General features: G+C 63.6%; 10 protein-coding genes. 6 read left to right on the top strand and 4 right to left on the bottom strand.

The annotated features are described in order from the left end of the window. Positions 1-72: 72 nt before the first annotated feature. Positions 73-1,011 carry a beta/alpha barrel domain-containing protein gene (locus FX134_RS09000; RefSeq protein ID WP_080800694.1) on the top strand — a complete coding sequence of 313 codons (939 nt, stop codon included), beginning with the start codon at positions 73-75 and terminating at the stop codon, positions 1,009-1,011. 603 nt (positions 1,012-1,614) lie between these two features. Here the strand turns inward: FX134_RS09000 and aguA are convergent. From aguA to FX134_RS08985, 3 genes are all read right to left on the bottom strand, one after another. Continuing rightward, positions 1,615-2,712: an agmatine deiminase gene (gene aguA / locus FX134_RS08995; protein ID WP_080800690.1), complete on the bottom strand. Its 1,098-nt coding sequence runs from the start codon at positions 2,710-2,712 to the stop codon at positions 1,615-1,617. Beyond that, positions 2,709-4,115, bottom strand: coding sequence for an APC family permease (locus FX134_RS08990; protein WP_080800687.1), 1,407 nt, complete (start codon positions 4,113-4,115; stop codon positions 2,709-2,711). The genes aguA and FX134_RS08990 overlap by 4 nt, the downstream gene beginning before the upstream one ends. Before the next feature lie 180 nt (positions 4,116-4,295). After that, the gene (locus tag FX134_RS08985) at positions 4,296-5,063 is read right to left on the bottom strand and encodes a MurR/RpiR family transcriptional regulator (RefSeq protein ID WP_080800684.1); all 768 of its coding nucleotides are present in this window, start codon (positions 5,061-5,063) and stop codon (positions 4,296-4,298) included. Between the two features lie 185 nt (positions 5,064-5,248). Between FX134_RS08985 and argF the strand changes: the two genes are divergently transcribed. Next, a complete protein-coding gene (argF, locus tag FX134_RS08980) occupies positions 5,249-6,304 on the top strand; it encodes an ornithine carbamoyltransferase (RefSeq protein ID WP_080800681.1) in 1,056 nt (351 codons plus the stop codon). A 216-nt stretch (positions 6,305-6,520) separates the two neighbouring features. On the opposite strand, the gene FX134_RS08975 is transcribed toward argF, so the two are convergent. After that, positions 6,521-7,855: a hypothetical protein gene (locus FX134_RS08975; RefSeq protein ID WP_080800678.1), complete on the bottom strand. Its 1,335-nt coding sequence runs from the start codon at positions 7,853-7,855 to the stop codon at positions 6,521-6,523. Positions 7,856-8,065: 210 nt separating this feature from the next. Here FX134_RS08975 and FX134_RS08970 point away from each other — a divergent pair, with 210 nt between their 5' ends. The 4 genes from FX134_RS08970 to FX134_RS08955 all read left to right on the top strand — a co-directional run bounded on the left by FX134_RS08970 (position 8,066) and on the right by FX134_RS08955 (position 14,930). Beyond that, entirely contained in the window at positions 8,066-9,685 is a 1,620-nt protein-coding gene (locus FX134_RS08970; RefSeq protein WP_080800675.1) for an FAD-dependent oxidoreductase, read from the top strand. 242 nt (positions 9,686-9,927) lie between these two features. Continuing rightward, on the top strand, positions 9,928-11,391 hold the full coding sequence (locus FX134_RS08965) for a catalase (RefSeq protein ID WP_080800673.1): 1,464 nt from the start codon (positions 9,928-9,930) through the stop codon (positions 11,389-11,391). A 265-nt stretch (positions 11,392-11,656) separates the two neighbouring features. After that, positions 11,657-13,330 carry an ATP-binding protein gene (locus FX134_RS08960; RefSeq protein WP_080800670.1) on the top strand — a complete coding sequence of 558 codons (1,674 nt, stop codon included), beginning with the start codon at positions 11,657-11,659 and terminating at the stop codon, positions 13,328-13,330. 13 nt (positions 13,331-13,343) lie between these two features. Beyond that, entirely contained in the window at positions 13,344-14,930 is a 1,587-nt protein-coding gene (locus FX134_RS08955) for a carbon starvation CstA family protein (protein ID WP_080800667.1), read from the top strand. Positions 14,931-15,047: the final 117 nt, after the last annotated feature.

Here is a 15,047-nt window from a genome sequence, read left to right as displayed (position 1 = left end):
CCACTTTTTGGCTAGAATGGCGGTATCGAATGGCGACATCGCCTTGCGACTTTGTCCTATAAGGAGGAAACCATGCCCAAAATCACTCGTGACCAGGTGAGAGTTCCGGCCGACGTCATGCCGGAATCGCGTGACGAGTACATCGAGAACTACATGAAGGCCACCCGCGGAACGGGCCGCCTCATGCTGTTCGCGTGCGACCAGAAGATCGAGCACCTCAACAAGGACTTCTACGGCGAGGGCATCGACATCGCCGACGCGAAGCCCGAGCACCTGTTCGAGATCGGCCGCCAGGGCGTGTGCGGCGTTTTGGCCGGTCAGCGCGGCCTCATCGCGCAGTATGCGGCCGACTATCCCGAGATCAACTACCTGGTGAAGATGAACTCCAAGACCAACCTCGTGCCCGGCAGCCAGGACGACCCCTACTCGCCGCAGCTCTACGACCTCGATGCCGTGCTGGCCATGCGCGAGGCCGGCGTGAACATCGTGGGCATCGGCTACACCATCTACCTGGGCAGCGAGTACGAGTCCACCATGATGGCCGAGGCCGGCGAGCTCATCGCCCAGGCCCACGCGAACGGCCTTTTGGTCGTGCTGTGGATCTACCCGCGCGGCAAGGCCGTCAAGGCCGAGAAGGACCCCATGCTCATCGCGGGCGCAGCGGGCGCGGCCCTGTGCCTGGGCGCCGACTTCGTGAAGGTGAACCCGCCTAAGCCCGAGGACGGCACCGCGCCGGCCGAGGCCCTCAAGATCGCCACGATGGCGTCTGGCCGCACGGGCCTGGTGTGCGCGGGCGGCTCGACGGTCGACGCTGAAACGTTCCTCACGCAGCTCTACGACCAGATCCACACGGGCGGCGCCGTGGGCAACGCCACCGGCCGCAACATCCACCAGCGCTCGCTCGACGAGGCCGTGCGTCTGACGAAGGCCATCAGCGCCATCACGCTGGCCGATTACTCCGTGGAGGACGCCCTCGACGTCTTCAACGGCGACGAGGACTTCAAGCTGTAAGCTGTCTTGCAGCATCGAGCACCCAGGGCGCTTCCCTTCGCGGGGAGCGCCTTTTTTCGTAGGTTGTCACCCTGAGCAAGCGGCGAAGCATCCCCCCTGTTGTCATCCTGAGCGGAGCGGCGAAGCATCCCCCCTGTTGTCATCCTGAGCGGAGCGGCGAAGCATCCCCCTGTTGTCATCCTGAGCGGAGCGTGCAGCGCGGAGTCGAAGGATCCCGCGCGGCGCCAGCCGTGACGCTTCCTGCTGTCGCCGCGGGGGATCCTTCGACTCGCTGCGCTCGCTCAGGATGACAACCGGTTCGCTCTCTCGGGATCATGCGCACGTTTGCCAGAATGCTGCGAAGCCCCGATGCAATGTCGTCGAGTTTTGCACCTTTGCGTTGTCGAAAAGGCCCCGAAATTGCAATGTCGTCGAGTTATGCACCTTCGGGAAGCGCGGTTCGCGCGTTCTCGCGGCAGATGAAAACCTGCGACCTGGTGTTTTGCGTGCGCGCGCATCCCGAGGGTCGGCGGAGGCCCTGGTTTTCGCGTGCGGAAGGGTGCAAAACTCGACGACATTGCATCGGGGCGCGGACCGCCAAGCCCGCGCCCCGATGCGCGCCGACTAGCTCACTGCTGGCTGCTGTTGGGTGGCGCAGTGGACGTTGCCGCCGCCCAGGAACATCTCGTGGCACGACACGCCTACCACCTCGCGGCCTGGGTAGGCCTCGCGCAGCACCTCGGCGGCCATCGCGTCGTGCACCTCGTCGTCGAACAGGGGGAACACGATGCCGCCGTTCGCCGTATAGTAGTTCGCGTACGAGGCGGGCAGGCGCGATCCGGCCTCGGGCGGCCAGCCCTCGCACACCTGGTCCATGCCGTCGCGCTCCTCCTCGGTGAGCAGGATGGGGTCGGGGATGTGCAGCTTGCGCACCTTGAGAGCGCGCCCCTTCGCGTCGGTCTCGCGCTCAAGCACCTCCAGGCATGCGTGCGAGAGCTCGTACTGCGGGTCGGCCGGGTCGTCGGTCCAGGCCAGCAGACACTCACCCGGCGCGGTGAAGTTGAACACGTTGTCCACGTGCCCGTTCGTCTCGTCCAGGAAGATGCCCGCCGGAAGCCAGATGACCTTCTCCACGCCCAGGTAGTCCTTCAGCGTATCCTCGATCTCCTGCTTGTCCATCTCGGGGTTGCGCCCGGGCGAGAGCAGGCACGACTCGGTCACCACGAGCGTCCCCTCGCCGTCAACGTGGATGGAGCCGCCCTCCAGCACGAAGTCGTCCAGCCGGTAGCGGTCGACGCCGGCCAGCGAGCACACCTTGGACGCCACGCGGTCGTCCTTGTCCCAGGGGAAGAACAGCCCGTCGAACAGGCCGCCCCACGCGTTGAACGTCCAGTCCACGCCGCGCAGCTCGCGGCCGTTCGTCACGAAGGTGGGGCCGGTGTCGCGCATCCAGAAGTCGTCGTTGGACACCTCCACCACCTGGGCGAAGTCGCCCACGGCGCGCAGGGCCACCTCGTACTGGTCGTCGTTCGCGCACACGGTGACGGGCTCGAATCGGGCGATGGCCTGCGCGAACTCGATGAACGCCTTCTGCGCCAGCTTCGCGCCGTAGCGGAAGGTGTCGCGGCGCTGGGGCCAGATCATCCAACAGCGCTCGTGCGGCTCGAACTCGGCGGGCATGTGGAACCCGTCCTGCCTGGGGGTGGTTGCTAGCGTTCTCATGCGACGCTCCCTTCCTGCGGCTCGGCGTCGGCGGCATCAGCGTCGGCCAGCGCGCTCTTCTTGGCGGCGCGTGCAATCAGCACCTCGCCGATGACCTGCGACACGATGATCCCGCCTAGCATGAACGCCACGTAGCCCAGCGGATCCTCGCCCTCGGGCGGCACGAGGAACCCGATCACGGCCACGGCCAAGAACACGAAGTTCAGCACGGCTACCACCAGCGGCAGGCGCTTGCCCGGGATGGCGAAGGGGCGCTCGGCGTGCGGGTCGTCTTTGCGCAGCTTCATGAGGTTGAACGACATCACGATGTAAGGCAGGAAGAAGATGATGGACGTGAAGGCCAGAAGCGTCCAGAACAGCTCGCTGCCGGAGCTGGCGGTCAGGCCGTACACCAGCATGAGCGCGGTGGAGGCGATGCCCAGCAGCACGGCGGGCCCCACGGGCGCGTGCGCCTTGGTGCTCTTCGCGAACCATCCGGGCAGCTCGCCGGCCTCGCCGGCTTCGAGCGCGGTGGCGTTGCCGCCCACCATCCAGCCGAAGATGTAGCTGATGTACACCAGCACGAGCGCGATGGCGATGAGCCCTACGAGCACCTTGCTGCCGCCGTACACCACGATGATGGCGTCGATCATGCCGGCGGCTGGGTCGATGCCGCCCTGAGGCAGCACGAACAGCACGGCCAGCGCGGACAGCAGGTACACCACGATGGACACCACGCCCGCGATGAGCAGCGCGCGCGGCACGTCGCGCTTCGGGTTCTCCATCTCGCCGGCGTTGCAGCTGATCAGGTCCATGCCGGTGAGGCCGTAGATGTACACGGGCACGAGCGCCAGCAGTCCCATGTCGAAGGTGGGGAAGACGCTTTCGAACGAGAACGCGTTGGCGCTGCCGTTGGCCATCGCGTAGCCGAAGCCGCCGATAATGAGCACGGCGCACACGACCAGCTTGAGCACCGAGCCTACGTTGGACACGATCTTCGTGTGGCGCAGCGAGATGCAGTTGAGTCCCACGGCTAGCCACGTGCCCGCGATCACGAGCAGGGTGATGGCCAGCGTGGATATCTCGAGCCCCAGCACCTGCTGCAGCACGATGATGAGCGTGACCAGCGTGCATGGCACGAACGACACCACGTTCAGCCAGTACCACCAGGTGGTGCGCGCGGCCCAGCGGCTGCCGAACGCCTTCTGGGTCCAGACGTAGATGCCGCCCTGGTCGGGGTAGGTGGATCCCAGCTCGGCGCAGATCAGCCCGTGGCAGATCAGGTACAGCGCGCCGAACACCAGGATGCAGAAGATCATCGAGGGGCCGATGGACGCCTGGGAGCCCACCAGCTCGATGGAGAAGAACGATGCGAACGACAAGCAGAGGATGTCGAACAGACGAAGTTTCTTGGTTTTGGCCATTGCAAGCCCCGTTCCTTGAGGCCCGTCTCGCGGGCGTTCCGGTTTGCCGCAGCAGCAGAGGGGAACCGCGTTTCGAAACGCCCCCATTATCACGGGGCGAGGGCGGGGTGCGCAACGCGCAGGGGCGAACGCGTCACGGATGGAACAAGTTCAGCAACTGTTCCTTATGTGTAAACCGCGTTACTTATCGGGCTTCATCAGGCTGTATGCCAGCAGCTCCACGAGCGCCATCATCGACACGCGCGGGGAGAGGTCGGCGCCGTCGTACACGATGCGCTCGGCGAACACGTAGAAGTCGATGGAGCTGAGGCTTTGCAACGTGTTGTTGGCCGACTGCGTGATGGTGGCGATGACGGGGCTGCGGTGGCGCGCCTGCACGCGCTCGGCCAGCTCGATCGTGTCCGCGTCCTCGCCGCTCATGGAGATGAGCAAGGCCACGTCGCCCTCGCGGAAGCGCTCGACGGCCGCCTTCGCCTCGAAGCGCTCGAGGGGGCAGCTCGCCCGGTAGCCCAGGCTGGTGAACAGGTGGTATGCGAAGCGCGCGAGCTCCTGGTCGAGCCCCGTGCCGAAGCAGTAGATGCGCGCGTCGGGCGAGAGAGCCTGCTTGAAGCGCTCCATCTTTGCCGGGGTGAGCACGCGCACGCTCTCGATGATGTTCTTGAGGTACTCCTCGCTGTACGACTGCCTCCACAGCACGGAGGGCAGCTCGGCCTGCTGGGCGGCGTGACGCGTGAGGCGCAGCGCCTCGGAGAACTCCCGGTAGCCGGAAAAGCCCAGCTTGCGCGTGAATCGCATGATGGTGGTGGTGGACACGAAGCAGCGGGCGGCCAGGGTGCGGATCTGCATGCCCTTGACCTCGTCGATGTTGCGCACCACGTACTCGAAGATCTTGCGCTCGCTCGTGTTGAGCTCGCGGACGTGCTTGTTCACCTGCTCGAAGAAGTCCATCGCGCCTCCAGGTAACGTTGTTCCTCGAAAAGTAACACATGACCAACCCTGTTGCAAGCGTTACGGAAACGGCCGCGAGGCTCGCAAGGCGGCCCTGCGGCAGCGTATCGTAGGGCTCGCAGCAGCACCGAGAGGAACCGCGTTCGCCACCTGATCGCCTACACACGCGAAGGACGTGATCCATCATGACCGCACTCACCAGAACGCACGGAGCCACCACCCACTTCCTCGACACCATCGACCTGTCCAAGCAGGAGATGCTCGACCTGTTCGCCACCATCCGCATGCTGAAAGAGGCCGACATGCAGGGCGCGGTGCCCAAGATCCTCGCCGGCGCCTCGCTGGCCATGATCTTCGAGGAGCCCTCCACCCGCACCCGCGTGTCGTTCGAGACCGCGATGACCGACCTGGGCGGGCACGCGCTCTACCTCAAGCCCGGCGAGATCCACTTCGGCTCGCACGAGGCCATCAAGGACACCGCGCGCGTCATCTCCAGCATGTGCCACGGCATCATGCTGCGCGCAAAGGAGCATGAGAGCGTGCTGGCGCTGGCCGAGCACGCCACGGTGCCGGTGTTCAACGCGATGACCTACTACAACCATCCCACGCAGGGCGTGTGCGACTTCTTCACCATGAGCGAGCACCTGCCCGAGGGCAAGAAGCTTGACGACATCCACGTGGTGTTCGTGGGCGACTCGCGCGAGGACACGGGCATCATGAGCAAGGAGACCGGCCACATGTGCGCCACGCTGGGGCTGCGCTATACGGTGTGCTCGCCCGAGCGCTACAGCATGTCCGAGGGCGAGCAGGCGAAGATCCGCGCGAAGATGGCCGAGACGGGCGGCACCCTCACGGTCACCGACGACGTGGACGCCGCCGTGGCCGACGCCGACTTCATCGTGCCGGACGTGTGGACCTACTACGGCTACGAGGACGAGGAGGCCGACCGCATGGCCTCGTTCATGCCGAAGTTCCAGCTCAACATGGGCATGCTGGAGAAAGCGCCCGCGCACTGCAAGGCGCTGCACTGCCTGCCGGCCAACCGCGAGGTGGAGATCACGAGCGAGGTGCTCGACCACCCCACGCGCTCGCTCGTGTTCCAGGAGGCGGAGAACCGTCTGCACACCCAGCGCGGCCTGCTGGCGTGGTACCTCTACCCCCGCATGCGCGAGGCCGACGCCAGCCTGAAAGCATACACCGAAGGCAAGGTGCGCGGGTTCTTGGACACGCGTTTGAAGTAGCGCCGCACCTCCGACGTGAAATCATCGACGGCAAAAACGGTGGGTCGCGGCCTCTCTCGGCCGCGGCCCTTCCGCGTTTGCCAAGGTCGCGGAAAACCGGTCCGCACGCGACCCGCCGGAATCGTTTCACGTCGGAGGTTTTTGTGCAGAATCGGCCGATTCGCGTGCAACACCTGTTCTCAAACGCCAGGATGTTTCACGTGAAACATCCTGAGGCTACCCACGCTCGAGCAAAGCCTTCTCAAGATGCGGAACGGGCGAGAACACCTGCTTCTTCCCGCATTCGCTCAGGTACAGGTACCCCATTTGCGCCAGCTTCTTCAGATCCGCGCGAGCAGTGACCAAGGTGACGCCGTTCTCGCGTTCGTAGGTTGCCGAATCGATGCTTTCGGTGGGCTTCATGACGAGGCGCACGAGCAACCTCTGCTGGCGGTGATTGAGTCGGCAGTCGTTCTCCACCGCGGCTCGGCACGCTTCGAGCCGCGCGACCAGGGCATCGGCTTCCCGCTCGATCTCGTCGAGCCCCCGATCCAAGAAGCGCAGCAGCTGCATGATGTAAGGCGTGATGTTGTTGCCGTAGCGGCTGTGCAGGATGGCGCTGCCGAATGCGAAGGGCAACTCGTTCGCGGGAGGCACGCCCAACTCCCAGTCGAGGAGGGCGCGCGAGAACGGCACCGAGGCGAGCGGATCGAGCCCTATGCGCATGAAGGACAATCGCCGCAGTGCGATCTCCATGAACGCGTTCCATCTCGGGAAAGGCCGTTTCTCGCAGATCAGGTCCGAAGCGAGCACGATGGCCAGGATGGGGCTCGGACCGCTCTGCCGGCACGGGTCGACGTGCGCTCCGATGAACTCGAGGCACGATTCCTTCTGGGCGCTATCGTATTTGGCCAGCGGGTCGTCCCCATTGGGATCACCGTAGGCGTCGTAGCTCGTGCGGGGGCGCCGCAGCGGGCGGTACGGCAGCGTTGAGCACCCTTCGTCGAGACGCGTTTGGAGCTCGCCGTACAGCGGGGCGTCGAAGCCCCTATCCCGGTATTCTCCCAGTGATTCCAGGATGCTTGCGGCATTCGCCACCACGCGCTCATCCATCGTGGACGGCTCCTTACCTTTCGACGCGAGCAAGTGCACCGCCTCAAGGCTGATGTCGAGTCCGTCCCGCGTCGCAGCGGCTGAGAGGTCGGCGAAGAGGAACGGATGGTCGGCACGGGCATCTCGATACTGAACGAGCCGCGCACTCAGCGTTCCTCCCGCACGGCTTCGGTAGAGCAGGCGTGTGAGCAGGGCGCTCATTTCCGAGGACACGCTGTACCAGTTGCTGTCCTCCCGCGGCTCTTCGGGCGTTCGGCTTGCGGGCATCTGGAAGCTCGATCCCGTCAGCCGGATGAATTCGACGATCTCCCACATGGTCTCCGGCGCCAGCCCCGCAGGCATGGGCTCCTCTCGAAACCGGCTCCACGGCATGAGCGATCCGACGTGATCGATGACGAACGCGATGACGTCGTCACTGCGGATAAGGTCGCGAACGTCGATGGTTTCGCCGTCGGACACCTGCCATCACCTCCCCGTAATTCCCCTTGCGCCATGATACCTTCGGGCGTTCCTGTTTGCCACTTCGCGCTGATAATATTTTTCAGATATTGCACGAATGCCGTTTGATCTGGGGAAATGCATATCAATTACTTTTATTGCCGCAGTATTCCCGCCTTCCTACAATGAAGTCGCTCCGCAAAGGACGATGCAACGACAAGGAGGAGACAAATGGATCGCAGGGATTTTCTCAAGTGGGGATGCGTCGGTGCCGGCACGGCGATGGTCGCCGGTCTGGCGGGCTGCGCGCCTTCAAGCAAGAAGGAAGGCACGACCGAGGTGACGAACGCAGCCGACGTCGCCTGGACGGAAGAGTACGATGTGGTGGTGGTCGGGGGCGGCGGCGCGGGCTTCTGTGCGGCCATCGAGGCGGCCGAGGCGGGGTCGAGCGTCGTCATCCTCGAAAAATCTCCTGTGTGCGGAGGCGATACCGCGCTGTCGAACGGCATGATGCTGGGCGCGGGCACCCCCGAGCAGGCGTCTCTCGAAGGATGCACGGACGATTCTCCGGAGAAGTTCGCCGAGGAGCAACTCGCCTACGCGCAGGGCTTCGGCAACGCCGAGATGATCAAGGAGATGTGCCTGGAGAGCGCGAAGGCGGTCGATTGGATCGTGAACACGTGCGGCCGCGAATACAGACAGGTGGACGTGGTACCCCCGGTCAACGCGTACACGAACGAATACTACCCTCGCTCGCATTGGGACAACTCGCAGGTAGTTGCCGGCGGGGCGCAGGTGGACACCACGAAGACCCACTTCGGCTGCCTGCAGAAGAAGGCGGACGCGTACGAGGGCATAACCGTCAAGATCAAGACGGAGGTCGTGCACGTGATAGCCGACGGCGGCGAAGTGGTGGGCGTGCAGACGGCCGACGACGAATTCTTCAAAGCGAAGAAGGGCGTCGTGCTGGCAACGTGCTCGATCGGCGACAACATGGAGATGGCGAGGGCGCTCAATCCCCAGCAATACTGGGGCTTGTACCAGCGCGAGGAGAACGGGGCGCCCTGCTTCTACGTGTCGAGCCCCTACAACACCGGCGACGGCATCCGCATGGGCATCGAGCTGGGGGCCGACGTGGTGACGAGCGGCGCATGCGTTATGCTCGACAACATGTACTTCGGGGGAGTGGGCTCAGGACGGGGGATTCCCGAAGAGAACGAGTACAAGTCCACTTCGATCCTCGGGAAGATCATCGTCAATGCGAAGGGCAACCGCTTCCTGCAAGAAGACGCGGACTGGGGCTATATCAGCACCATGCAGTACCTTGAGAACGTGAAGCTGGGCGGCGGAAGCGAACGCAACGACGCGTGGTGCATCGTGGACGGCGATCACGTTCCCGAGGCGTCCGCCATCAGCAAGATGAGGGAGATGGATGCGGAGGGGCGGTTCGTGAAGGTGGCCGACACGCTGGAGGAGCTTGCGGAGGCCATCGGCGTGCCCGCCCGTAATCTGGCGAAGACGGTCGAGACGTGGAACGGCTATTGCGCTGACGGGGTCGACCCCGATTTCGACCGCCGGACCGACTTCGCCCCGATCGTGAACGCGCCCTTCTACGCGGCGAACATCGTGCAGAACTGCTTCGGGGCATGCGACGGCTTGCGCACGGATATCGACACGCGCGTGCTCGATACGCAGGGCGAACCTATCGGGCGCTTGTTCGCGGCCGGCCAAGTTGCCGCGGGCAACTTCACGGGTCCTTTCTATCCCGGCTGCGGATGGGCGGTCCTCGGCACAGTGCACTGGGGACGTAAGGCCGGGCGCACCGTCGCTGCTCTCGAGTCGCGCGAGTAGCCCCTATCGCGTACACATGTTCTCAAAGCCCAGAATGTTTCACGTGAAACATTCTGGGCTTTGTTGTGTGGCGTTTCGTCTCGCCGTGCACGCCCAGACAATTGGCACGGGCATCTGTTTCGGCTGCGATTGTGCTCTTAATGAGAATTAGTTTCGATAGTGGTACCAATCCTTTCCATAACTGATACTATTTTGGAAACAGTTAACGCGGGCCCGCGGGGCTCGCGAGGAAGGGGTTCTCCATGACCATCGACACCACCAAGCTGTACAGCGAGAACGGCGCGCCCGTCGCCGACAACAACCACACGCTCACGGCGGGCGAGCGCGGCCCGATGATGCTGCAGGACAACTGGATGATCGAGAAGCTCGCGCACTTCGACCGCGAGGTCATCCCCGAGCGACGCATGCACGCGAAGGGCTCGGGCGCGTACGGCACCTTCAAGGTGACGGGCGACATCAGCCAGTACACGAAGGCCGCCGTGTTCCAGCCCGGCGCCGAGACCGAGGTGTTCGTCCGCTTCTCCACGGTGGCGGGCGAGCGCGGCGCGGCCGACGCCGAGCGCGACATTCGCGGCTTCGCCATGAAGTTCTACACGCCCGAGGGCAACTGGGACCTCGTGGGCAACAACACGCCGGTGTTCTTCCTGCGCGATCCGAAAAAATTCATCGACCTCAACCACGTGGTGAAGCGCGACCCGCGCACGAACATGCACTCCGCGCAGAGCAATTGGGATTTCTGGAGCAGCCTGCCCGAGGCGCTGCACCAGGTGACCATCGTCATGTCCGACCGAGGCATCCCGGCCAGCTACCGTCACATGCACGGCTTCGGCAGCCACACGTACAGCCTGATCAACGAGCAGAATGAGCGCGTGTGGGTGAAGTTCCACCTCAAGACCAACCAGGGCATCAAGAACCTCACGGACGACGAGGCGGCCCAGATCATCGCGGGCGACCGCGAGAGCCACCAGCGCGACCTGTTCGGCGCCATCGAGCGCGGCGAGTTCCCCAGCTGGCGCTTCTGCATCCAGGTGATGGACGAGGCCACGGCGAAGAACTACAAGGAGAACCCGTTCGACATCACGAAGACGTGGAGCCAGAAGGAGTTCCCGCTCATCGAGGTGGGCACGCTGGAGCTGAATCGCAACCCCGAGAACTACTTCGCCGAGGTTGAGCAGGCCGCGTTCAACCCGCAGCACCTGGTGCCGGGCATTGGCCTGTCGCCTGACAAGCTGCTGCAAGGCCGCCTGTTCGCGTACGGCGACGCGCAGCGCTACCGCCTGGGCGTGAACCACAACCATATCCCGGTGAACCGTCCGCGCTGCCCCTACGCGGAATTCCATCGCGACGGCCAGATGCGCACCGACGGCAACTTCGGCGGCGCCATCGGCTACGAGCCCAACAGCTACGGGCAGTGGCAGCAGCAGGCCGATGCGGCCGAGCCGCCGCTGGATCTGTTCGGCCCCATGGACGCGTGGGATCCGGCCGACGATGCCACCGACATGGAAGGTGTGACCGAGAACATCCGCCTACGCCACGCCGCGCACTGCTACAAGGCCGACCCCGAGTACGGCGACCGCCTGGCCGAGGCGCTCGGCGTTGACGCCGGCCGCGTGCACGAGCTGGCCGCGATGACGCACGAGGAGCGCATGGCCGCCACCGGCCAGCAGGTTCCCGCCCGCAAGCCGGGCGGCGCGCCCCGCGCGTAACAACCAAGGATCCGCAGCAGAAGGGGGCGCGTCATGCCGGCGCGCCCCCTTCGTCACTGCAATCGTCACTTCAATCCTCACTGCAAAATGTAGTGACGATTGCAGTGACAAGTGAGAAATCGAAATGACGATTTCAGGGATGCCCCAATTAATGGCTATTTAAAGGCTATTAATGGCTATTAACTAAAACGCAGAGAGCAAAAAAGGCCATTAATAGCTATTTTTATGCTATTATCTCGTCAAAAGACGCGATGGGGAGCCAAGCATGGACATTCCTTTAAAAGAAAGCCTCACAGTTGAGTTCAAAAGCGACACTTCGGGAAACGCCGCGAAGCACGGGGTTGACGAAGACGCTCTCGTCAATGCGACGGTCGCCATGTTCAATTCCGAGGGAGGGATCCTATACCTGGGGGTCGAAGATGACGGAACTCCGACGGGCCTCAATCCCAAGCATGCCGATCCTATCGGCCTGGCGGCTTTTTTGGCGAACAAAACGATGCCTCCCATCCGCGTGGAAGCCGAGCTCGGTTCTGCTTCAGGCGTCGATGTGCTCGGAATCTCGGTTCCAAAAGGCAACGTTGTGGGGGCCACCTCCGACGGCCGCATTCTGAAGCGGGTCATGCGCGTCGACGGCTCCCCCGAGAACATTCCCATGTATCCGTTCGAAATCGCAACGCGACTTGGCAATCTGGGTAAGCTCGATTTCTCCAACGAGGCGGTGTCGGATGCGACCATGGACGACTTCGATCCTGTCGAGGTGGAGCGTCTGCGCAGGTTGATCGGAAGCCTGCCCGATTCGGACAAGACGCTGCTCGACCTCGAGGACAAAGAGCTTTTCCAAGCGCTCGGACTCGTCCGCATGTTCGGCGGCCAGGCGTATCCCACGGTGGCGGGTTTGCTTCTGGTAGGCCGCGAAACAGCGTTGACCCGCCATGTCCCCACGGCGAAAAGCAGTTTTCAAGTTCTGGAGGGGACCGAGGTCAGGCTGAACATCGAAACGTCGCTGCCGCTTCTTGCCGTTTTCGAGCAGTTCGAGCAGTTCTTCTCTGCCCAAAATCCTTCGCACGAGGCGGACAGGGGCCTCTTCCGCCTGTCGATCGCCGACTATGACAAACGGGCATTCCGCGAAGCGTTGGTGAACGCCTTCGCGCATCGCGATTACACAATATTGCGACCGACGCGCGTACTCATGGACTCAGAGGGGATGACCATCTCGAATCCGGGCGGTTTCGTCGAAGGAATCACCTACGAGAACCTGCTCACCGTCCCTCCTCATGGACGCAACCCCCTGCTTGCCGAAGCACTGAAGCGCGTCGGACTCGCCGAGAAAACGGGGCGAGGGGTGGATCGAATATACGAGGGCTCGCTGCGCTTCGGGCGGCCTCTTCCCGATTACTCAGCTTCTACGGCGAACGATGTGGTGCTTTTCACTCCGCGCGCCCCCTTCGACGCGGCCTTCACCACGATGATCTTCGAGGAAGAGCGTCAATCGGGGAGGCTTTTCACCGTGTTCGCCCTCATGGTCCTTTCGATCATCCGCGACGAACGCAAGGTGACGTTTGGCACTCTCAGAGATGAAACCCATATTGACCAGGGGCGCTTGCATCGTGTTCTGGGCGATCTCATTGAGCGCGGCCTGATTGAATCGCACGGTTCCGGAAAAGCGACTTCGTATCTTCTGTCCGCGCGCGTCTACAAAGAAACAGGGAACGCGCTCGGCTACGTGCGGCAGAAGGGCATCGACGATGTCCGTCATCGGGAGTTGGTGATGGAGCTCGCACGGGTCCAAGGGTCATTGCGGCGTTCCGACGTGTCGGCGTTGCTTCATGTGCCGCTTTCCAAGGCGAGTCTGATTCTTAAGGATCTTGTTGAGGCGGGGAAGCTGCGTCTTGAAGGTTATGGACGCGGTGCCCGCTATTACCCCGCAGATCGAGACTGAGAAAGGCACGACCATGTACACCTTCCTTATCGGCCTTGCCGTGCTGCTGGGCGGCGGCTACCTGTACGGGAAGTTCTGCGAGCGAGTGTTCCATCCCGACCGCCGCACCACGCCCGCGTACGCGCTGGCCGACGGCGTGAACTTCGTCCCCATGAAGCGCTGGAAGAACGCGCTCATCGAGCTTTTGAACATCGCGGGCACCGGCCCCGTGCTCGGCCCCATCCAGGGCATCCTGTTCGGGCCCATCGCGTTCGTGCTCATCCCCATCGGCTGCGTGCTGGGCGGCGCGGTGCACGATTACTTCAGCGGAATGCTCAGCCTGCGCAACAACGGTGCGCAGATGCCCGGCCTCATGCAGCGCTTCATGGGCAAGGGCGTGTACCAGATCTACAACATCTTCGTGTGCCTGCTCATGTTCCTGGTGGGCGTCGTGTTCATCTACACGCCGGGCGACATGCTGGCCGGCAGCGTGCTCGGCTTCTCCACGTCGTTCGTGAACGCGGACACCGGCGCGCCGCTCGGCTTCGAGGCCATGGCGCCCATCCTGGCCATCTACGGCATCATCCTGGCGTACTACCTGGTGGCCACCGTGTTCCCTATCGACAAGATCATCGGGCGCATCTACCCTGTGTTCGGCGCGATCCTCTTGCTGTCGGCGGTGGGCATCTTCGTCGGCCTGTTCCTCACGGGCGGCATCTTCCAGCTCAACGAGCTGTGGGGCGTCTGGCCCGCCTGGGCGAGCATGGAGAACCTCATTCCCATGTTCTTCATCACGGTGGCGTGCGGCATCGTGTCGGGATTCCATAGCACGCAGGCGTGCATCATCGCGCGCTCGGTGAACAGCGAGCTCGAGGGCCGCACTACGTTCTACCTGATGATGATTCTGGAAGGCTTCATCGCCATGATCTGGGCCGCGGCGGCCATGGTGGTGTACAACGCCGGCATCGCCGAGGCGGGCGTGACCGGCGCGGTGGCCGTGGTGGGCGTCATCGCGAAGGACTTCCTCGGCGAGGTGGGCGGCATCGTGGCCATCCTCGGCGTGGTGGTGCTCGCCATCACGTCGGGCGACACGGCGCTGCGCTCGCTGCGCCTCATGCTGGCCGACTACTTCCACATCGACCAGGTGAAGAAGGCGAAGCGCATCGGCCTGGCGCTGGCCATCTTCGTGCCGGTGGCCGCCGTGCTCATCTACTCGAAGCTCGACCCGAACGGCTTCAACGTACTGTGGCGCTACTTCAGCTTCGCGAACGAGGCCTGCGCAGTGTTCGCGTTCGCGCTGATCAGCGTGTATTTGTTCGGGCGGCGCAAACCGGGGGCCATCACGCTCGTGCCGGGCTGCTTCTACATGTTCGTCGTTTCGAGCTACCTGCTGAACGCGAAGATCGGCTTCAGGCTGGACTGGACGCTCGCCTACGTTGCGGCCGGCGTGCTGACGGCGTGCTACGGCGCGCTCGTGGTGCGCGCCGGTCTCAAGCGCCGTGCGCGCATCGAAGGCGGCCAGCTGGATCCCACGCAGTTCGAGACGCCCGACGACACCACTGCCAAGCCCGCCGCCCCCGCGCCGTCGCTCGACGCCGAGCCCGCAGAAGCCGCCGAATAGCATGCCGCCACGAGTTAACCCCCCTATTTCGTTACATTTTTAACCAAATAGGGGGGTTAACTCGTAATCGGGGCGAAAAGAGTATCGACAACGCTCACGGCTTCCCGGAGCGGGTTG

Source organism: Arabiibacter massiliensis (genome assembly GCF_902386925.1).
Classification (GTDB): domain Bacteria; phylum Actinomycetota; class Coriobacteriia; order Coriobacteriales; family Eggerthellaceae; genus Arabiibacter; species Arabiibacter massiliensis.
The sequence above is the reverse complement of the archived record's forward strand: the minus strand, read 5'-3'. Positions and strand labels throughout refer to the sequence as shown.

What these genes read in the sequence shown, in the direction of transcription:
- FX134_RS09000 (WP_080800694.1), top strand. Translation starts at nt 73, where the DNA reads ATGCCCAAAATCACTCGTGACCAGGTGAGAGTTCCGGCCGACGTCATG.
- aguA (WP_080800690.1), bottom strand. Translation starts at nt 2,712, where the DNA reads ATGAGAACGCTAGCAACCACCCCCAGGCAGGACGGGTTCCACATGCCC.
- FX134_RS08990 (WP_080800687.1), bottom strand. Translation starts at nt 4,115, where the DNA reads ATGGCCAAAACCAAGAAACTTCGTCTGTTCGACATCCTCTGCTTGTCG.
- FX134_RS08985 (WP_080800684.1), bottom strand. Translation starts at nt 5,063, where the DNA reads ATGGACTTCTTCGAGCAGGTGAACAAGCACGTCCGCGAGCTCAACACG.
- argF (WP_080800681.1), top strand. Translation starts at nt 5,249, where the DNA reads ATGACCGCACTCACCAGAACGCACGGAGCCACCACCCACTTCCTCGAC.
- FX134_RS08970 (WP_080800675.1), top strand. Translation starts at nt 8,066, where the DNA reads ATGGATCGCAGGGATTTTCTCAAGTGGGGATGCGTCGGTGCCGGCACG.
- FX134_RS08965 (WP_080800673.1), top strand. Translation starts at nt 9,928, where the DNA reads ATGACCATCGACACCACCAAGCTGTACAGCGAGAACGGCGCGCCCGTC.
- FX134_RS08960 (WP_080800670.1), top strand. Translation starts at nt 11,657, where the DNA reads ATGGACATTCCTTTAAAAGAAAGCCTCACAGTTGAGTTCAAAAGCGAC.
- FX134_RS08955 (WP_080800667.1), top strand. Translation starts at nt 13,344, where the DNA reads ATGTACACCTTCCTTATCGGCCTTGCCGTGCTGCTGGGCGGCGGCTAC.